Consider the following 20432-nt stretch of genomic DNA (forward strand, 5'->3'; position numbering starts at 1 on the left):
TCACAGGCCATTTTTTTGAGGTGCGAAAAGTCAAAACAAAAGAACGACAAAAATGACTCGGAAAATTTGACACAAGATGTATTTGGTTTGTGACAAGAGCATCATCAATATCGAAAAGAGCCGCCTTTACACTGCGACAATTACAATAAAATAACAGAAATTAATCTCATTTTCTGGAAAGGATGGTTATCTTTGCGCAAATAATAATGTAAGCCATTAGCCATTAGAAACGTATGAAGAAGATTGTTATTTCGCTGTGTTTGATGACAGGATGTTGTCTGACATACGGACAGCGTACGCATCGGTTCGAGTCGTCCGACCGGTTATTTCACGAGGGGAAAGAGCTGTTTCATTTACGAAACTATCCCGGTTGCTCCGACAAACTGAACGCTTATAAAGCACAATCGACCAATCGCGACCTGATTCAGGAAGCAGACTATATGCTGGTCTGCGTCGCTTTCGGACAAGATCATCCGGCAGCCATCGAGACACTCGAGAACTATCTGACGACTTATCCCGACACACGTCATGGAGACGAGATTTGCTTCATGCTTGGCTCAGCCTACTTTGCACAGGAGAATTATCAGGCAGCGATCGAATGGTTTAATCGCTCCGAAATCGATTACCTCGACGAAGAGCAGCAGGAGGCTTATGCGTTCCGCATGGCTTATGCGTTATTGCAGACGAACGACCTGCGAACGGCACGGAATTATTTCGCCCGGATCCAGCAAGTGGGAAAAACCTATCAAGAAGCGGCTTCATACTATCTGGCTTATATCGATTATGCCACAGGTAACTATGAAAAAGCACTGACCGGATTTAACCGGCTGAAAAATAGTCTGACTTATCGCGAACAGGCTCTTTATTACATCACCCAGATCAATTTTATTGAAAATCGTTACGACCGGGTCATCGCAGATGGTGAAGAGCTCTTGCGAGCTTACCCGAATAGTGCGAATAATTCGGAGATATACCGGTTATTGGGAAATGCATACTACCGGAACGGCGAGCCATCGAAAGCGATTGATCGGCTGGAAAAATATGTGGCTCATACGGATTCCGTACTTCGTGGCGATATGTATATTTTAGGTGTCTGCCACTATAATCAAGGCAATTATGACCAGGCGATCGAAGCGTTGACTGAAGCCATTGATGAAGAAGATGCATTGACACAAAATGCCTACCTCTATTTAGGACAGTCTTACCTCAAGACGAATGATAAAAATAAGGCACGCATGGCCTTTGAGATGGCCACGACATCCGAATTCGACAAGCAGGTGCAGGAAACGGCCATGTATAACTACGCTCTGCTGATTCACGAGACGTCATTTACCGGATTTGGCGAGTCAGTCACCATTTTCGAAGATTTCCTGAACCGTTTTCCGGACTCGAAATACACGGACAAAGTAAACGATTACTTGGCTGAAGTGTATCTTACCACAAAGAATTATGAAGCAGCATTGGCTTCGATCGAAAAGATACGCCAACCGGGAGCCAAGATCCAAGCTGCGCGTCAAAACGTATTATTCCGATTGGGAACACAGGCTTTTGCTAACCAACAGCCCGAGAAGGCCGTCGATTACTTCAACAGCGCCATCGCATTAGGGAACTATGACAAGGAAGCCTATAGCGACGCCTACTTCTGGCGCGGAGAGGCTTATTACCGTCAGCATAACTTCAGTGATGCGGCCTCAGACTTCCGTGCCTTCGCAGCAAATACGCCTGACCGAGCCTCCAATACTTATGCGCTTGCACATTATAATCTGGGATATTGCCATTTCAAGCAGAAGAACTACGAAGCGGCACAGTCAGCTTTCCGGCAGTATGTCGACCTCGAAAAAAACACATCGGCGATATCGCTGGCCGATGCCTATAACCGAATCGGCGACTGCCTGTTCCATAACCGTCAGTTCACGTCGGCCGAAGAGCAATACACACGCGCCGCGTCATTGCAGCCTTCGAGCGGAGATTATGCGCTTTATCAGAAAGGATTCCTTCTGGGATTGCAGAAAGATTACAAAGGAAAGATCAGCCTGATGGACCGGGTTATCCGTGAATATCCCGAATCCCCCTACACAGACGACGCCTTGTATGAGAAAGGACGTTCGTATGTGCTGATGGAAAACTACGATCTGGCGGCCGACGCTTTCAAAGAGCTGCAACAGCGTTTCCCACAGAGCAGTCTGGCACGGAAATCGGGTTTGCAACTCGGCCTTCTGTACTTCAACAACAACCAGCCAGAGCGGTCCGTCGAAGCCTATAAGAAAGTGATCAGCGACTATCCGGGCAGTGAAGAAGCAAAGACGGCCGTGCAGGACCTGAAATCGGTCTATGTGGATATGAACGATGTGGCATCGTATGCGAGCTACGTCAACTCGCTTGGCAACACATCGACGCGTTTCGATGCAAGCGAACAGGATTCTCTAACGTATTTTGCCGCCGAGAAGCTCTTTATGCGTGGCGATAATGAAGGGGCGCGCCGGAGTTTGAACAATTATTTGCAGCAATTCCCGCGTGGAGCGTTCAGCTCGAATGCCAATTATTATCTGGCCCAGATTGCTTTTGCGCAGAAACATTACGATGAGGCCCGAACACGCTATGCGGCGGTAGCCGAAAGCGGCAATACGAAATTTCTCGAAGAGTCGGTAGCACGCAAAGCAGAGGTGGAATACCTGCAAAAAGATTGTGCGGAAGCCATCAAGAGTTTCAAATGGCTGGCAGCTATCGCTGAAACGGCTCATAATCGTGAGGCGGCCAGACTGGGTATCATGCGCTGTGCCCGGCAGACAGGACAACAGACCGAAGCCTTGCTGGCAGCCGATGAACTGCTAAAAAGTTCGAAACTCAGACCCGAAGTAGAGGCCGAAGCCCGTTACTTGCGCGCTCAATCGTATCTCGGCTTGGGTGAAGAAAACAAAGCCCGGGTCGATCTGCAGGCATTGAGTAAAGATACGCGTACGGTCTACGGAGCTGAGGCTAAATACTTATTAGCTAAGTCTTATTACGACGGAAACGAGCTTGACAAGGCCGAAAAGGAATTGCTGAACTTCATAGAGAAAGGTACGACCCATCGTTATTGGCTTGCACGCGGATTCGTGTTGCTCTCTGACGTGTATGTTCGGAAAGGAGATAAATTTCAAGCACGTCAATACCTCACAAGCCTGCAAAAGAATTACAAAGGCAATGATGACATTGCCGGAATGATAACGGAACGACTCGCAAAACTGAAATAAAGAAAAGGATAGTCGAAATGTCAATGAAAAAAATGAAGAAGATGACAACGAAGAACCAAATACGGATATCGATCGCAGCTGTTTTATTAAGTAGTAATCTGACGCTTGCGGCTCAGGAAAAGGAAACGAAATTGAACCATGAAATGACGCTCGAACGCGAATATGATCCGAGTGTACAAGATGCGAATAAGGTCAATCGCCTCCCCGACCTGAAAGAGCCGAAAGTGACGAAGCATACGATCGAATATTCACCGTTCACCCTGCCGGCCGATCCGGAAAAGGAGATCGTCGTGCTTCCTTCGGGTAAAATCATGACGGCCATCCCTTACAACAAACGTCGCGGGTATCTTCGTCTCGGTACGGGAATGAACATGAATGTAGAAGGAGATTTCGGCTATCATCTTTTAAATAACCGGACGGATTTCCTGAATGTTTTCTTTTCTCACCGTTCGACGAGTAGCAAGTTAAAAGACTACGATGGAAGTGGCATGAAACAAAAAGCCAAGCTCAATGACAACCTTGGAGGAATCCATTTTCATCATCATTTCGACTTTGGCACGTTGCGCCTCGGAGGGAAATATGGCTACACAGGGTTTAATTATTACGGTTTCCCCTTAGACTCGCTCTACCGAATCCAACAACCGGGCAACAATCTGCTACTACCACAGAGTTACCCCGCTGATCGCGAGAGGAATCAGGTAAACCAGACCATGAACGCATACGTTGGCATCCGATCGAAAGAAGACGCCTTGCTTGGCTATCTGCTCGATATTGAATATCAGCGCTTCGGACAAAAATACGGACATACCGTCGACGTGGATGGCATACGTGAAAATCGATTCACTCTGCAGCTGGGCTTTAGCTCACGTTTCAGCAATAACCCTCAACGGGTAGGTCTTGCCGGTAAGCTGGATTATTTCAACTATACGTATCCTTCGAACAATAAGGGAGGCGATACCCTCGCCTTCGGCTATCAGAATCAGGCCCAAATCACCGTGACGCCTTATTACCGTTACGCAGACGATAACTGGAAGTTACAGTTAGGAGCCAACGTGATGCTCATCACCGGCGATTCGTCCAAACTTTTTCTGTCGCCCAATATTTCGGCCGAAGGAAAAATAGCGGATAAGACGATGCTATACCTCTATGCCGGGGGCGGTATTGGAATGAACGATGCACGTTCGATCTCACGACTGAACCGTTATACGGATCATGGGTTAATGGTGAGACCGTCGCGCACATGGCTGGATTTGGAGTTGGGCATCCGAAGCGGCTTCGTTCCGAACATGTGGATGGAATTCTTCGGTGGTTACAAAATTACGGAAAATGAGGTGTTTTTCGTTCCGGCTAATTATGTCGGAGCCAAGCACGATTTTGGGAATTACAGCTTCGCTTATCAGCCGGACGCTTCGCTGTTTCGCGTCGGTGCGTCGTTGAAGTATGCCTATCAGAAATGGGTCGATGCCTCGATCAAAGGCGTGTACCATAACTGGTCATTGCGTGACGGAGATGGCAACACGTGGCTCTCCGGCAAAGGGAATGGTTATAAAAAGGCTTACGGACGCCCCGAGTTGGAGCTTCATGCCGATCTTGCCGTCCGTCCGTTCCGTCCGCTAACGCTGGCACTGGGATACTATTTAGGTGCGAATCGTTATACGCTGTTCCATCAGAAAGAAATTAAGCTGTCGAACATCAACGATCTGAATCTTACGGCGACGTATAACTTCAACGATACGTTCGGCGCTTATGTAAAGGTGAATAATATGCTGAACAGGCAGCAGGAACTGTGGTACGCTTACCCTACTCAGCCGTTTCATGTGCTGGCGGGTGTCAACCTCAATTTCTGATTCACTGATTATACAGATTCCTGTCGAAGAAATCGAGGATTTCGATCTCGCTCTGATACGCGCGATGGGCAGGACTGTCAGGGTTCAATGCCGTCGCTGCTAAATAGTTATTTAATGCTTCGCGGCTGTTGCCCTGCTTACGATATGCATTGCCACGTAAGAAAAAGGCTTCGTCCGACTCGGGATGGTCGGTCAGGTAGGCATCAAGCCGGCGGATAGCGTCGGCAGTTTGGCCTTCACGGATGAGTTGTTTTATCTCGTTCATGTTCATGCGGCAAAGATAGGGACTTGTTTGTGAACGGAAAAGATCATCTGCTGTAAAAATCGTATAAAGACAGGAACGGCGCTGTTTCTGAAGTGGGAGCAGCGCCGTTCGACTGTATATCAATACCGGTAGATGTCCGACTTGAACGGCCCGTTTACCGGAACGCCGATATAATCGGCTTGTTTTTGGGTGAGTTTCGTGAGTTATGGCGACCAAAACAGCTGGATTTGGGTGTTATCGGGCAGGATTTTAAGGAATCACAAAAATACCTTTTAGAGGAAAGGTGAAATTTTCTTCGCCAACAAAATTTCGATACTTCTACAGGGCAATTCTTCGTTGAAATAAAAATACAGCTAAACTCTCTCGGGAACATACTTCTCGGCACTCATACATCAACCCCTTCGAGGAAATGGAATACGAATAGCCTGTAGTCATCCGTCTCCCTAAGTCACACTACAACTCAAAACTAATTTCCGGACAATCTTGCAGTAATTTTTGTTTTGCTCGCTCAATGATTTCTATTCGGGGAATCTCCGTTTGTTGGGTATGCCAGTTGTTGATAGGCATATTCATCAACTCGTTGTCTGGTGTATAGTCTGGCAATCCGATCCTCTGGCGGATGTTTAGCCATAAGAGCATTTCTATCGGAAAAATGAAGTAATCCGATGACGGAAAATCCGGAGTACGGTCTTCATATTCATTCTCGTCTGATTCTGCGATATGGAAGTCCGTAAGGTCATTTATTATCTTTGCCAGCAATGTGGTATCTGTTGTATCCCAGCACTTTAATGCTTCAATATAAACGCCCATATCCTTAGGGTAATTGAGTTTGCTGTAGTCAAGCTCTATTTTTTGCCATTTACAGAAGATTTCCAACATAAACCATGGATGCTTGTACGCTGGATGCCAGCCTTCGTACTGCTTGCCATAAAGCATCTTGATTAACAGATGTCCATATTTTACGGCCAATTCATCCCACCCTAACAACAAAGCTTGAGCCATGTGTTTTATCGCTTTATGAAACTGGATGGATTCATTATATTTCTCAACATCTTTGCCCAAGAAGTAATCCCAATTAACAGACTCTAATGCAAAAATTGTAGACAATTCCAATCCATGAGAATCTATTTTTTCGTTATTTAGGAAATTAAACATAAATTCCCAATGAAGCCAGGTTGATATTCTCTCAAATTTTAACCCAATTATGGATCTACCTTTCACTCCTTCTATGAAGTTTTGAATATCTCTCATTGAATTAGTGTAATGCCCATTGTGCTTATCTATCTGGTGCGTTTTTTTCTTTAAAGCATATAACTTCAGTTTCTTAAACTTGTCCATATATTCTTTTTTTACCATTTTCTGACTTGCGGTTCCCCTCGTAATGTCCCATTCTGCTCCACATATATATCTATTTTTTCTGTCTTAACTTCAGCGCCATTATTTATTGCTTCTCTTTGCGCCTCTAATGCCATTTCTGCTTGTTCAGAACTTCTGCCATCAGTGTACCCATCATCACCATTTGCAGCTCTATTTAATCTGTCATTGGTATAATGCTCACCTCCCATCTGTCTCTGATCCTTGCTTAGCGGTATTTCCTTTGTTTTACCACCATTCCAGAGCTTATCTTGTTGGGTCGTTTTGACTTCTGCCTTTACCATATCTCCCGTTTGGGAGTTTCTGGCTACAATATCTACACCATTGCCAGATTTATTTTGCACCGCATAAAACTCATCATACCCTAAAGAACGATAATAATCCTTTGCAATAGTTTCGCCAAAGTCCCCTAATTTTTCACCCTCACGTAAGCGATATTTTTTATAGTCGAAAAGAAATTCGTCTATATTTTTCACTGGAGGTTCCAATTTCGGCACCTTTGCTTTATCCAAAGCTTTAGCAGCATCTGCTGCATCATCCAATTTGTCGGCGGCCTTAGCTATATCAGCTGCATCATCCAGCTTATCCAACGCTTTGGCTGCATCCAATGCATCATCGACCCGATTGGCAACCTTTGCCACATCTACCACCTTGTCGGCAACTTTTACGGCTGTAAGAGCTGCGGCTCCTCCTGCGGTGGCAACCTCTGTGCCCACCTCGAATAGCACCTGCCCGGCAAAATCACCCCATTCCTCCGCACTCATATTGGCGGCCTTGTCGGCAAGGGTTTCCAACATGGCCCTGTTCTCCTGTTGTGCTGCCAGAAAATCCTGAGGGTTGGCCAGCAAATTTACGGCAGAATTACGATACATCCAAGTTCCCGCCTTACCGGCCAGATTGCCAAGAGATTTCAATGTCTCGCCGTCTTGCTTCAGCTGGTCGGCGAAGCCGGCCGATATTTTTAGTGTTGTTTAAATTTTGAATATTAACAATAAGGGACGGAGGGTGTAATCTAAAATGTATTAAGTATTTCATCTGCTTTATAACCAAATCTCTCATTGTCTTCCTGCTTGATTCGATTAATAGCACATAGGATGAAATTTCTTATATCATCATTCTTTTGTTTTAATTTATCGGCTAAAGCTTTTCTCCCCCAATCAGTATTTAATATCCTATAGAATATTATATTTTGCCATCCAATTGAATTGTTATCCATTTTAGCCAAAGCATCTACTAGCTTATCAAAATAGTTATCCACACCGAATAACTTGCAATAATTTTCTATTCCATGTACCAGCCCAAACATCACCTCATGGTGCTCTGTGGCATCATTAAATGCCTCACAGAAATAATCAATATTATTCAGATTGGGTTCTTTATATAACTCATTCATGGCTGACTCAAACAACTCTACCTCTTCTTGAGTTCTCATCAATTTATTTTTCACCAATTGGAGTCTTAAATCTTCTATCGATTTCATGCTATTTTTTGAATAAATCAGGATATTTTTCTTTATTTCTTATAATCACTTCAAGCAATCCTTCTCTAATCTTATCATTGTATAAACCTTGTTCTTTATAAATCTTTATTGCATCATTAATATCATGAGCTAATGCTTCTCTCGGAGACAAATTCCAATATGATTGCTGTTCAGCTTTTGTCATATTATTGTTGTATGTAGACGTCTTTCTATGTCGTCCTCCTTTTCCCGGGGAGGGCTGCTCCATATTCATCGCCACACCATCTTTATATTTGATATCCGTATTAATCTCTGGGTATTTTGCAGATGGCATATGATGAGGAGTAATATTATCTCCCATAGTCCCTGCTTTTACAAGTTCATCAAAGCTACCAACATTTCCTTCTGTATCTAACAATTTAAAGGAATCTATATCGTCTGCCTGTCTCATCACTGGATTGGTCAGTTTGGGCACCTTTGCTTTATCCAATGCTTTAGCAGCATCTGCTGCATCATCAATCTTATCCAATGCCTTGACAGTATCCAATACATCATCGACCCGATTGGCAACCTTTGCCACATCTACCACCTTGTCGGCAGCTTTTACGGCTGTAAGAGCTGCGGCTCCTCCTGCGGTGGCAACCTCTGTGCCCACCTCGAATAGCACCTGCCCGGCAAAATCACCCCATTCCTCCGCACTCATATTGGCGGCCTTGTCGGCAAGGGTTTCCAACATGGCCCTGTTCTCCTGTTGTGCTGCCAGAAAGTCCTGAGGGTTGGCCAGCAAATTTACGGCAGAATTACGATAGATCCAAGTTCCTGCTTTCTCCGCAACTTACTCCAGAAGCTGCGTTCTTCTTCGCGTGAGGCACCGCAGGCAGCCGAGGCGGCCGCCAATGTGTAGAAGATGCCAAGTAAGACCATCAATGTATGGTTTATCATATCGTATAAAGACAGGAACGGCGCTGTTTCTGAAGTGGGAGCAGCGCCGTTCGACTGTATATCAATACCGGTAGATGTCCGACTTGAACGGCCCGTTTACCGGAACGCCGATATAATCGGCTTGTTTTTGGGTGAGTTTCGTGAGTTTGACGCCGACCCGCTCGAGATGCAGCCGTGCCACTTCTTCGTCGAGGTGTTTCGGCAGACAGTAAACGCCAACTTCGTACTTCTTTTGCCAGAGATCGATCTGTGCCAATGTCTGGTTCGTAAACGAGTTACTCATTACGAACGAGGGATGTCCGGTTGCACAGCCGAGGTTGACAAGACGGCCTTCGGCCAACAGGAAAATCGAATGCCCGTCGGGGAACGTGTATTTGTCGACCTGAGGTTTGATATTTTGATGCTTGATACCGGGGAATGTGACCAGTTTTTCGACTTGAATCTCATTGTCGAAGTGTCCGATGTTGCAAACGATTGCCTGGTCTTTCATCGCCTTCATGTGGTCGATGGTGATGACATCGCAGTTACCGGTTGTGGTCACAAAGATATCGCCTTCTTTTATACCTTCTTCCATGGTTGTTACTTCAAAGCCTTCCATCGAAGCCTGTAGTGCGCAGATGGGGTCTATCTCCGTTACGATCACACGGGCCCCGTACGAACGCATCGAATGAGCGCAGCCTTTGCCCACATCGCCGTATCCGGCTACTACTACGACCTTTCCGGCAATCATCACATCGGTAGCGCGCTTAATCCCGTCGGCCAGCGATTCGCGGCAGCCGTATAGATTGTCGAACTTCGATTTCGTCACCGAGTCGTTTACATTGATAGCAGGCACGAGCAGTTCGCCGCGCTCCATCATTTGATAGAGACGATGTACACCGGTTGTTGTTTCTTCCGATACGCCTTTCATTTCCTTAAGCATATTGTGCCAGCGTTGCGGGTTTTCCTTATGGATGCTTTCGAGGAGGTTCAGAATTACTTGTTCCTCGTGATTGGCTGCTTTGCGTTTAAGGATCCGGGGATCGTTTTCGGCCGCATATCCCTGATGGAAGAGCAGCGAGGCGTCTCCTCCGTCGTCGACAATGAGGTTCGGGCCTTTACCGTCGGGGAAACGTAGCGCCTGATCAGTACACCACCAATATTCTTCAAGCGTTTCGCCTTTCCACGCGAATACGGGCACACCGGCCTTGGCGATAGCGGCTGCCGCATGGTCTTGCGTAGAGAAGATGTTACAACTTGCCCAGCGTACATCGGCGCCAAGGTCTACGAGTGTTTCGATCAGAACGGCGGTTTGAATGGTCATGTGCAGCGATCCGGTGATGCGTGCACCTTGAAGCGGTTTCTTATCCGCATATTTTTTGCGCAGCGCCATCAGCCCCGGCATTTCGTGTTCGGCGATTTCGATTTCCTTGCGTCCGAAATCCGCCAGTGTAATGTCTGCCACTTTATAGGGCAGCGTGTTCGTTGTTTCCTTTGCCATAACTTTCTTGTATGATTTTATGGCGCAAAGGTATGAAAATTTTGGATATAACCGTTGACAGACACCGGCAAGGTCTATATAGTTCAAGCATTCCAACAAATGGATCTTTAGCTTTGAAGAATAATTTTTGCGGTCCAATAAAAATTTTTCCTACGACCGATGTAAAAAAACGACTTTAAAACGATGCTTTGTTAACTTATTCAGCCCGTATTCGTTTTTATCTCACAAAAACAAGAGATTTTATAAAGATTACTATTTGAACTCAATGGACAAGCCCTTATAAGAAGAAAATGCTTGTAGTGAAGATGGATAAAGGAATCTGGAGCTTTCAATTTATTTTTATCGAACAGCAATAAAAAAAGGAGGCTGCCTCAAAAGTAAAGTCAGCCTCTTTTGTGCGGCTCTTCTTCTTCGCCGGTCGGTGATTACAGATGGTCTACCTGCGTTCTTTTCAAGAAGGCGACCGTCTTATGTATCTCTTTATACATCACGATATCGTCCTTGACGAAAGGCACTTCCTTGCGATAGGCGTGCATGAACCGTTCCAGAATGGGGGAGCTTTTCAGCGGCCGGCGGAACTCCATGCCTTGCGCCGCATTCATCAGTTCGATGGCCAGAATCAGTTCCAGGTTGTTCATCACCCGGTAGAGCTTCGTGGCGGCGTTTGCGCCCATGCTCACGTGGTCTTCCTGTCCGTTGGACGAGACGATCGAGTCGCTCGAAGCAGCGTGGCAGTACATCTTGTTCTGGTTCACCATAGCGGCTGCGGCGTATTGCGGAATCATAAAGCCGGAATTGAGCCCCGGATTGGCGACGAGGAATTCGGGCAGTCCGCGGAAGCCCATAATCAGCTGTGCCACGCGTCGCTCGGAGATATTGCCCAGCTCGGCCAGCGCGATAGCCAGAAAATCGAACGAGATAGCCAGCGGCTGACCGTGGAAGTTCCCGCCCGAAATAATCAGGTCTTCGTCGGGGAAGATGGTCGGGTTGTCCGTTACGGAGTTGATCTCGGTCAGCAATACGGAGGCCACGTAACGAATGGCATCTTTCGTCGCACCGTGTACCTGCGGGATGCAGCGGAACGAGTACGGATCCTGCACGTGCGCTTTGGGCTGAGCGATGATTTCGCTGCCTTCGAGGAAATGGCGGAAGGCTTCGCCGGTTTCGATCTGTCCCTTGTGCGGACGAATCTGATGGAGGCAATCCATGAACGGCTCGATGCGTCCGTCGAAGGCTTCGAGCGAAAGGGAGGCGATCAGGTCGGCCATTTTCGAGAGACGGCGCGCTTTCAGAATCGCAAATACGCCGTTGGCACTCATGAATTGGGTACCGTTGAGCAACGCCAGTCCTTCCTTGCTCATCAGCCGTACAGGCTCCCAGCCGAACTCGTCGAGCACGCTGATGGCCTCGCACTTTTTCCCTTTGTAATAGACGTCGCCCACGCCGATAAGCGGCAGGAAGAGGTTGGCCAGCGGGGCGAGGTCGCCCGATGCGCCCAGCGAGCCGCGGTCGTACACGATCGGCATCACGTCGTTGTTGAAGAAGTCGAGGATGCGCTGCACGGTGATTACCTGCACGCCGCTGTGCCCCAACGAGAGGGCGTAGGCCTTGAGCAGCATCATCAGCTTGATTACGACAGGCGGTATCTCTTCGCCCACGCTGCACGCATGGCTCTTGATGAGGTTCTCCTGAAGCGTTCCCAGTTCGTCCATCGAGATGTTTTTGTTACACAGCGATCCGAATCCGGTGGTGATGCCGTATAACGGTTCGGACGAGGCCGCTATTTTGGCATCAAGATAGTCGCGGCACGTCTGAATGCGCCGACGAGCTTCGGGCGCCAGTTCGAGTTTGAGGTTCTCACTGATGATCTGTTCGATAATGTCGAAGGTCAGTTCGCCGGAACCGATTTGATATACGTTCTTCATAGTGTAGTCTGTATTTATTGGAAAACTGTTTTAACGTATTCGAGCACCTGCTGTTCGGAGGCGAGCGTCTCCCGCTCGAGCCGTTCGGCCTCGGCGCTCATCTCTTTCACAAACGCCTCGTCGGTAATCGACGTCAGGTTGATACGCACGTTCAGCAGCGCTCCCAGCACGGCCGTGCGGGCGCACATCATGGCTACGCAGGCATCCGTTACCGCGTTGCTGTTGCCTTTGCGCGCGACCGTATCGATAAGCGGCAACATGGCGTGAGCCGTACGGGCTACTTCCATCGGTACCTCGGCGGCATACTTCGTCTCACGCTGGACGGCTTCCGTGCGAACGGCCTTCTCTTCGTCCGTCTCTTTGGGCAACTTGAAGGCTGCGAAGACGCGGTCGTACGCCTCGGCGTCGCGGTCTACATCGTTTAATAATTGAGCGGATAAGCCCGTCAGACGTGCCGACAGCTCCTCCATCTCGTCGTTGACCTCGGCGTACTTCTTACGCCCCACGGTCAGATTGGCTACCATAGCCGCTAACGAAGCTGCCAGCGAACCATTCAGGGCCGACACGCTTCCTCCACCCGGCACAGGATCGTTGCCGGTTACTTTGTCGATAAATTCTTTGACTGTTAAATCTTGTAAGTTCATATTCTTCTAATTTATTTAGTGAAAAACGATAAACGAAAAGTGAATAACTAAAAACTAAAAACTAAAAGTGAAAAACTAAAAATTAAAAGTTGGGGGATCGTTCTTTTTCTTTCAGGCTTTTTTTGGATGTCTTTACGGTCGATACGAGCAATGAAATGATTTCTTCGCAATCCTTTTTTAAGGAAACGGAAAGATTCTCTTCCATATAGCCGGTATCAAAAATCAAAGACAACCAGTAATGCGTTTCGTTAGCTTCTTTTAGCGCAATACTCATTTTATGAACGAAATCGGCTTTACTCTGACCGAACTCCGCTTCTCGAACCAAGGCACCTATGGATGTTCCGCTTCTCAAAATCTGACGGCTTAAGACAAACTCCATCCTGTCGCTCTGAAGCATTTGAGCAAGTCTGACGATCCTTATCGCAAAATGATAACTCTTCGTTTTCAAAATGGAGTCAGCCATAATTTTTCACTCTTCACTTTTCACTCTTCACTTTTCACTCTTCGTTACTCAATCACTCTTCCTCCCTTAATTACTTTTTCCACGATATTCATCCCTACATGGTAGGGCAGGAACTTGTACGACGGGAATTGCAGCAGCACCAGATCGCCCTGCTTGCCCACATCGATGCTGCCGATCTTGTCGGCACGACGGAGGGCTGCCGCGCTGTTGATCGTCAAGGCCGTTACAGCCTCTTCGGGCGAGAGCTTCATATAAATACAGGCGATGGCGAACAGCAACGGTACGGAGGCGCTGAACGAACTGCCGGGGTTGAGGTCGGTCGCCAGCGCTACGACGCATCCGGCATCGATCATCTCACGTCCTCGTGCATATTCTTCGCGCAGCGAGAAGGCGGTGAGCGGCAGCAGAGTTGCTACCACACCCGCTTCGGCCATGGCGCGGATGCCCTCGTCGGAGGCTTGCAGCAGGTGATCGGCCGAAGTACATTTCAATTCGGCGGCCAGCTCGGCCCCTCCGAACCGGACAATCTCGTCGGCATGAATCTTCAATTCGAAGCCGTGCTCGCGGGCCGCTTGCAGGTAACGGCGCGACTGCTCAATCGTAAAGACGTTCTTCTCGCAGAAGATATCGGCGAACTCGGCCAGTTGCTCCTGCGCCACAAGGGGAAGCATCTCACGGATGTTGAAGTCGATAAACTCGTCTTCGCGTCCTTTCCACTCGGCCGGCGTCGCATGAGGTCCCATAAACGTGGGAACGACGTCCATCGGGTGTTCGCTGTTGAGGCGACGCATCACACGGAGCTGCTTCAATTCGGTCTCCCTGTCGAGCCCGTAGCCGCTCTTTCCTTCGACGGTCGTGATGCCGAGGCGTATCATCGCGTCGAGCCGTTGGCAGCCTGCTTCGAACAGCTCCTCCTCCGACGCTTCGCGCGTAGCCCGTGTGGTGTTGACGATGCCTCCTCCGCGATTCATGATGTCCATGTAGCTGTCGCCGCGCATGCGCCACGAGAATTCCTCCTCACGATAGCCGCCGAACACAAAGTGGGTATGCGGATCGACAAAACCGGGCAACAGCGCTTTACCCGTGCCGTCGAGGATTTCATACTCCGCTTCGTTGACGGGAACCGGTTCGCCCGATCTCAGCACGTGCGAAATGATTCCGTCCGTTACAACGACCGTCCCATGCTCGATGACATGCAGTTCCGACATCTCCTTTCCGCGTTTCGGGGCAAAGCCGCTGCATGTAACGACTTGGGACGCATTTTTTATGATCAGGTTGTTCATTGAATCCGTTTAAATGTGTTTACCATCAATCTGAACAAGCATTATCGTTCGAAGCGTTTACTCCATGATGCGCGATTCGAGTACCTGATCCATCGAGAATTTCTCGATTCCCAGATAATATTCGGCACAGTCAATCAGCGCCTGCATCGGTACGAGTCCGATCACTTCGGCGCCCACGACGCTCACGCCGTAGCGTTGCGCTTCCATACGCACCATTTCGTGTGCACGGTAGATAGCCGTCTTCGTGAAGTCGGTCAGGTTCATCGACACCTGCACGATGCCGCGATCGGTCAGTTCCACGCCCATGGCCTTGCAGAAGCGGAGGCCGCCGCCGAGGAAACGCACTTTCTTGGCGATGGCATCGGCAATGGAGAGATCGCCGGTATTGAGGTTCACGTTGTAAGCTACGAGCGGCATCCGTGCTCCGATGGCTACCGTTCCCGCCGTCGCATGACGCTCGGCCGGACCGAAATCGGGATGCCATTCGGGTTGTTTGATCTTCTCGGCCATCCCTTCGAATTCGCCTTTGCGTACGGCGGCCAGATTCTCGCGGTGAGGCGCCGAAGCCGATTTCTCGTAGAGGAATACGGGCAGGGCATACCGTTGAGCCACCTGCTCGGCCACCTCTTTCGAGAGGGCAATGGCTTCGTCCATCGTCGTGTTCTTGATCGGGATAAACGGCACCACATCTACCGATCCCATGCGGGGATGCTGGCCGCTATGCTTGTTCAGGTCGATCAGTTTCACGGCTACGCCGATCGCCTCGATCACGGCATCCCGTAACGGAGCAGGCTCGCCCACCACGGTAACGACTAAGCGGTTATGATCTTCGTCGTTGTTGTAATCCAATAGTTTTACATTGTCTTTTCCGCGGAAACACTCCACGATTTTCTCGATTTTTTCTTTGTCGCGCCCTTCGCTGAAGTTGGGGACACATTCAATAATTTTGTTCATAAATGATTGTTATTTTGAGTATCTATGTATAATTATTCTTTTTTAGAGAAGTTTAAGTGCACTTTTATACGGTTTATCGAGGGAACTTCACTGTCTTTTCTTGCCTCAGATTTATCTTAATCGTTTTATTTTCTCGTTTACTTTATCTATAAATACATGGTATTTATTGGGAACTCTCATTTTCATCTTATCTAAAATCCAAAATTTTCGGACTCCTCCGATATAATATTCAATGTAAAGTCCTCCCCCGTCTGAAGCGTCCGGTTCTCCTATTCTTCTCTCTTTTTCTTTGAGTAAGTCTTTCGGGAAATAATCAATCAAATCTTTTGTCGCCTCGAATTTCTCTTGCGATAACTCCACATATTCCCCGACATAAAAGTCTTCTGATGAAGGATATTTCTTCCGGATATCTTTAAACAACTTCGCTTTTTCTAATTTAAAAATCTCGATGCATTTTTCTCCTTGACACATTCCATAAAAATGTCCAAAAATAAGATAGTCAGTATCCGAGAACTCTATGTCTTTTTCTTTTTCACAAGCGAACGATAGTGCCATAAACGACAGAACCGTGATAATTAAATAGCATGTACGTTTCATAAGTATTGAATATAAGTGAATGAATTGACTGTTTGCGTACCGTATGGTTTGATAGAGTTCATCATGCGTTCTATTTGTTTATTCTTGCAATCATGTTTGTACATTCATTTTACCAACCATTTATTTCATCTTCGATCGTCGGTAATACGTCCAAATTTTGGGCAGATCTTTTTGATATTGGACCAAGTCCCATTTCTGTCCCATCCCTTCGAGATATTCGGCGAGCGGTCCCATGCCCATCGCGGCACGTCGTTCGTCTACATGTTCGACGTCTTCGATGGGAACGACGAAAAAGAACGAACGTCCATCCTCCTCTTTTATTTTATAAGTCTGCGTTCCATAGACTTGCTCGCGTCCTTCATGCATACGGATACGGTCTACCAGATAAGCATAGTACATCGGAACTGTGCGCTTTTCATCAACAGCCGCCTTCAGCATCGGCAAGTAGCGGACAGCTACTTCCGGCCGTTGGTCAGCATGCTGGATGCATAGCCAAAGCGTCTGATCGGCCGATGCTCCTAACACATCCGCTCCCGGCCACTTGCCGAAAGCATCGAGAATCTGTGCTGCACGTCGGGTATTTCGCTCGTCTACACGCCGCATTTCATTCCGAACTTGTGCCTTAGTGGTGTCAGCTGTCTCTTTCGGCAGATTGATCCACAATACCCTGATTCCTTGATCTTCGCGTTGGATACGCCATATTTCGTCGCGGATGTCGGCATAAGGTACGGACTTTACGGAGTCGAGCCATCTTTCATACTTCTCCCAGCCCGACAGTGACCGGAAGAAGGGATGATATTCCGTATTCGAGAGGTAATAATACGCTAAAGCGTCTAATTCGGGGGCGGCTGTCAAGCTCTCCAAGTAGGATTGAACGGCCTGTCGATCACCTTGATGAATGGCACTGTCTAAATAAATTCTCGAAGCCTCCGCCGCATATCGCATAAAAATATCCGGATAGACCTTCCTGAAAGCGATACTGTCACTTGCTTCCAGAAAAGTAATGCATCGACCGATTAAATCTTCCGATGATTGGGCTTTACCCTCTCCCCAAAAGAAGATGCAAACGAAAAGCATCGTTAGACGAGTACAAATCAGGGAAGCGATTCGCTTATTACGTAATCTTGACATCTTATTACTCCTGTTTGAGTATGCGCTTTATCAACTCCTCATTCACCAGATACGGTTCCGTGATATGATACCCGTCGGCATGCGACCGGTTAAATTCGGCGACGGTACTCATGGCGTTCGCGTTGCGTGCCCACGAGCGGCGGGCTACACCTCCCATCACGTCCCAGAGCATGGACGAACGCAGAATCTGATCGACGCGTTCGCTGCCGTCGCACACCATGCCGAAGCCTCCGTTGATGGCTTTGCCGATGCCCACGCCTCCTCCGTTATGCAGCGCTACGAGGCTCATCCCGCGGGCGCAGTTGCCGGCGAAGCACTGTACGGCCATGTCGGCCATCACATTACTACCGTCCTTGATGTTCGAGGTCTCGCGGAAGGGGGAGTCGGTGCCGCTCACGTCATGATGGTCGCGGCCGAGCATAACGGGGCCGATCTCGCCCTTGCGTACCATCTCGTTAAACTTCAATGCGATGGTCATCCGTCCTACGGCATCCTGATAGAGGATGCGTGCCTGTGTGCCTACCACTAACCGGTTTTTCTCGGCGTCGCGAATCCAAATCCAGTTGTCCATATCTTGTCCGCGGCGGTGAGGGTCGATGCACTCCATGGCGGCGCGGTCGGTCTTGATCAGGTCTTCGTGTTTGCCGCTCAGGCAAACCCAGCGGAAGGGGCCGTAGCCGTAGTCGAACAGTTCGGGCCCCATGATGTCTTCGACGTATGACGGCCAGATGAACCCGTCTTTGTCGTCGATGCCGTTTTTCGAGATCTCTTTCACGCCGCTGTCGTAGATGGCTTTCATAAATGAGTTGCCATAGTCGAAGAAGTAGGTGCCGCGGGCTACAAGCTCTTTCACGACGTTGAAATGGCGTCGGAGCGAGGCGTCGACGAGCGTATGGAATTTCTCACGGTCTTCTTTGAGCAACCGTGTGCGTTCTTCGAACGAGATGCCGGCCGGACAATATCCTCCGGTGTAGGGTTCGTGGCAGGATGTCTGGTCGCTCAGCAGTTCGATATGGATGTTCTTCTCCACCGCGTATTCGAGCAGATCGACCACGTTGCCGTGATAAGCGATGGAGAGCGGTTCACGACGTTTCATGGCATCGTGCGCCCATTCGAACGCTTCGCCGGCATGGGGTGTGATGCGTTGCACCCATCCTTGCGAGTGGCGCGTTTCGATACGCGAGTAATCGACTTCGGCCACGATCGATGCAGCACCGGCAATGTCTGCTGCTTTCGGTTGTGCGCCGCTCATGCCGCCCAATCCGGACGAGACGAAGAGATGTCCGCGCAGGTCACCGTCCTGCGGTACGCCCAGCTTCATGCGTCCGGCGTTAAGCAGGGTGTTGAATGTGCCGTGCACAATCCCTTGCGGACCGATGTACATCCATCCGCCGGCCGTCATCTGACCGTAGTTGGCGACACCCATCTGTGCGGCAATCTCCCAGTCGGCGAGGTTATCGAACTGTCCGATCATCATCGAGTTGGTAATGATCACGCGCGGTGCGTCGGGCTTGGAGCGGAACAGGCCGAGCGGATGTCCGCTCTCGATGACGAGCGTCTGGTCTTGCGTAAGCTCTTCCAGATATTTCATGATCAGACGGTACTGCATCCAGTTCTGGCATACCTGTCCCGTTTCGCCGTACGTGACTAGTTCGTATGGGTAGAGGGCGATATCGAAACAGAGGTTGTTATTGATCATCACCTGAAAAGCTTTGCCTTCGATGCACTTTCCTCGGTATGCATCGATGGGTTGGGCTTTCAGGTCGCCCTCGGGGCGGTAGCGGTAACCGTAGATTTTTCCACGCGTTTTCAGCTCGTCTAAAAATTCGGGAGCAAGAGTTTCGTGCAACTCGAACGGAATATAGCGCAAGGCGTTTTTTAACGCGGTTTCGGTTTGTGCCGGAGAGAGGCGGAAACCGCGATCGGGTGCGCGGCGTATGCCTTCCTGAAACTTCGGATACGAAGGCAACGTGCTTTCAAGGGAGATCTTCATATTCTATTATTGTATTGTTTAACATTCTATCATTGGGGGCGCAAGTTAGAAAGAAAAAAGGAGAAACAAAAACAAGTTTATGAAAAGCGAAGCACAAAGAATCCTTCAAAGGTTGAGTTGTCATTCAACATTCAGCCATCATCATTCGTAATTCTTTACAACCTTTACTACTCTTGCTACTTAGCTCCCTTTTTTTGTCATTTAGAGCGAAGCGAAGAATCTCTTTTCTGTTTGACCCAAGAGTAACCCAAAGGTCAAGGCTTCGTGCGCTTCGCACGCCTTCGCGACGCTTGCAGGTCGGAAAATCAGGTAACTCGCTTTGCTCGGACAGCCTGATTTTCTTTCGCCCTGCTTGCTGCTCCGTCGGCTCACCGCCCGAGGCCCGAGACCCAAGACTGAAAGCCGAGGCGTTCGAACATCATTTTTTGTCATTCAGAGCGAAGCGAAGAATCTCCTTCTTTTCCGGGGCGAGATTCCTCACTGCGTTCGGAATGACAAAGAGAAAGCGTTCGGAAATAGATTATGACCGGTCCGGAACCTGACGATGGGTAGTTCGGAACGTATCGGCTGGTAGTTGGAAACGTATGGGTGAGTGGTTCGGAACTACCCATGGATACGTTCCGAAGCAGGTGTCGGGTGGTTCGGGTACGTACCGGAAGTAGTTCCGATGTCATCGGTGAGTATTCCGGAACCGCCCGTCGATACGTTCGGAGCTACCCTTCGGGTAATAAAGAACCGCCCGACGGGTGCCTCCGAGCTACCCATCGGGTGGTAATGGAACTACCTGCCGACAAGTTCCGAACTACCCGTCAGGTATTTCCGAAATACCTGACGACAAGCTC

At 48.7% G+C, this 20432-nt stretch carries 18 protein-coding genes and 1 pseudogene; 3 read left to right on the top strand and 16 right to left on the bottom strand.

Annotated elements, in window-relative coordinates; all coding sequences use genetic code 11:
- Window positions 1-233 precede the first annotated feature (233 nt).
- Together ACTTKA_RS01550 and ACTTKA_RS01555 are read left to right on the top strand one after the other, a co-directional pair.
- On the top strand, window positions 234-3233 hold the full coding sequence (locus ACTTKA_RS01550; RefSeq protein ID WP_442723709.1) for a tetratricopeptide repeat protein: 3000 nt from the start codon (window positions 234-236) through the stop codon (window positions 3231-3233).
- Between the two features lie 32 nt (window positions 3234-3265).
- The gene (locus tag ACTTKA_RS01555) at window positions 3266-5080 is read left to right on the top strand and encodes a TonB-dependent receptor (RefSeq protein ID WP_442723710.1); all 1815 of its coding nucleotides are present in this window, start codon (window positions 3266-3268) and stop codon (window positions 5078-5080) included.
- Between the two features lies 1 nt (window position 5081).
- On the opposite strand, the gene ACTTKA_RS01560 is transcribed toward ACTTKA_RS01555, so the two are convergent.
- From ACTTKA_RS01560 to ACTTKA_RS01635, 16 genes and pseudogenes are all read right to left on the bottom strand, one after another.
- Window positions 5082-5345: a tetratricopeptide repeat protein gene (locus ACTTKA_RS01560; protein ID WP_060831792.1), complete on the bottom strand. Its 264-nt coding sequence runs from the start codon at window positions 5343-5345 to the stop codon at window positions 5082-5084.
- 119 nt (window positions 5346-5464) lie between these two features.
- Window positions 5465-5548: pseudogene (locus tag ACTTKA_RS01565) on the bottom strand (adenosylhomocysteinase); the annotation flags it as partial.
- Between the two features lie 250 nt (window positions 5549-5798).
- Window positions 5799-6683, bottom strand: coding sequence for a hypothetical protein (locus ACTTKA_RS01570; protein ID WP_046825998.1), 885 nt, complete (start codon window positions 6681-6683; stop codon window positions 5799-5801).
- A gap of 11 nt (window positions 6684-6694) precedes the next feature.
- On the bottom strand, window positions 6695-7633 hold the full coding sequence (locus ACTTKA_RS01575) for a hypothetical protein (protein WP_442723711.1): 939 nt from the start codon (window positions 7631-7633) through the stop codon (window positions 6695-6697).
- Between the two features lie 98 nt (window positions 7634-7731).
- Window positions 7732-8199 carry an Imm30 family immunity protein gene (locus ACTTKA_RS01580; protein WP_014225725.1) on the bottom strand — a complete coding sequence of 156 codons (468 nt, stop codon included), beginning with the start codon at window positions 8197-8199 and terminating at the stop codon, window positions 7732-7734.
- Window position 8200: 1 nt separating this feature from the next.
- The gene (locus tag ACTTKA_RS01585; protein WP_442723712.1) at window positions 8201-8914 is read right to left on the bottom strand and encodes a hypothetical protein; all 714 of its coding nucleotides are present in this window, start codon (window positions 8912-8914) and stop codon (window positions 8201-8203) included.
- Window positions 8915-8967: 53 nt separating this feature from the next.
- Complete coding sequence (locus tag ACTTKA_RS01590; protein ID WP_442723713.1) at window positions 8968-9120, bottom strand: hypothetical protein; 153 nt, start codon at window positions 9118-9120, stop codon at window positions 8968-8970.
- 61 nt (window positions 9121-9181) lie between these two features.
- Window positions 9182-10600 carry an adenosylhomocysteinase gene (gene ahcY / locus ACTTKA_RS01595; RefSeq protein WP_442713063.1) on the bottom strand — a complete coding sequence of 473 codons (1419 nt, stop codon included), beginning with the start codon at window positions 10598-10600 and terminating at the stop codon, window positions 9182-9184.
- A gap of 425 nt (window positions 10601-11025) precedes the next feature.
- Window positions 11026-12525 carry a histidine ammonia-lyase gene (gene hutH / locus ACTTKA_RS01600; RefSeq protein ID WP_014224209.1) on the bottom strand — a complete coding sequence of 500 codons (1500 nt, stop codon included), beginning with the start codon at window positions 12523-12525 and terminating at the stop codon, window positions 11026-11028.
- Window positions 12526-12539: 14 nt separating this feature from the next.
- The gene (locus ACTTKA_RS01605; RefSeq protein ID WP_442723714.1) at window positions 12540-13169 is read right to left on the bottom strand and encodes a cyclodeaminase/cyclohydrolase family protein; all 630 of its coding nucleotides are present in this window, start codon (window positions 13167-13169) and stop codon (window positions 12540-12542) included.
- An 82-nt stretch (window positions 13170-13251) separates the two neighbouring features.
- Window positions 13252-13632 (bottom strand): four helix bundle protein, encoded by a 381-nt coding sequence (locus ACTTKA_RS01610; RefSeq protein WP_442723715.1) that lies wholly within the window; start codon window positions 13630-13632, stop codon window positions 13252-13254.
- Window positions 13633-13676: 44 nt separating this feature from the next.
- Window positions 13677-14915, bottom strand: coding sequence for an imidazolonepropionase (gene hutI / locus ACTTKA_RS01615; RefSeq protein ID WP_046825565.1), 1239 nt, complete (start codon window positions 14913-14915; stop codon window positions 13677-13679).
- Window positions 14916-14972: 57 nt separating this feature from the next.
- Window positions 14973-15869 carry a glutamate formimidoyltransferase gene (gene ftcD / locus ACTTKA_RS01620; RefSeq protein ID WP_442723716.1) on the bottom strand — a complete coding sequence of 299 codons (897 nt, stop codon included), beginning with the start codon at window positions 15867-15869 and terminating at the stop codon, window positions 14973-14975.
- Between the two features lie 111 nt (window positions 15870-15980).
- Window positions 15981-16466, bottom strand: a complete 486-nt coding sequence (locus tag ACTTKA_RS01625) for a hypothetical protein (RefSeq protein ID WP_060831062.1) — start codon at window positions 16464-16466, stop codon at window positions 15981-15983.
- 120 nt (window positions 16467-16586) lie between these two features.
- A complete protein-coding gene (locus tag ACTTKA_RS01630; protein ID WP_060831063.1) occupies window positions 16587-17597 on the bottom strand; it encodes a DUF6624 domain-containing protein in 1011 nt (336 codons plus the stop codon).
- Window positions 17598-17601: 4 nt separating this feature from the next.
- Window positions 17602-19590: a urocanate hydratase gene (locus tag ACTTKA_RS01635; RefSeq protein ID WP_442723717.1), complete on the bottom strand. Its 1989-nt coding sequence runs from the start codon at window positions 19588-19590 to the stop codon at window positions 17602-17604.
- A gap of 592 nt (window positions 19591-20182) precedes the next feature.
- Here ACTTKA_RS01635 and ACTTKA_RS01640 point away from each other — a divergent pair.
- A complete protein-coding gene (locus tag ACTTKA_RS01640; RefSeq protein ID WP_442713070.1) occupies window positions 20183-20365 on the top strand; it encodes a hypothetical protein in 183 nt (60 codons plus the stop codon).
- The last annotated feature ends 67 nt before the right edge of the window (window positions 20366-20432 follow it).

The sequence above is a fragment of the Tannerella sp. genome (assembly GCF_052170195.1).
Lineage (GTDB): Bacteria > Bacteroidota > Bacteroidia > Bacteroidales > Tannerellaceae > Tannerella.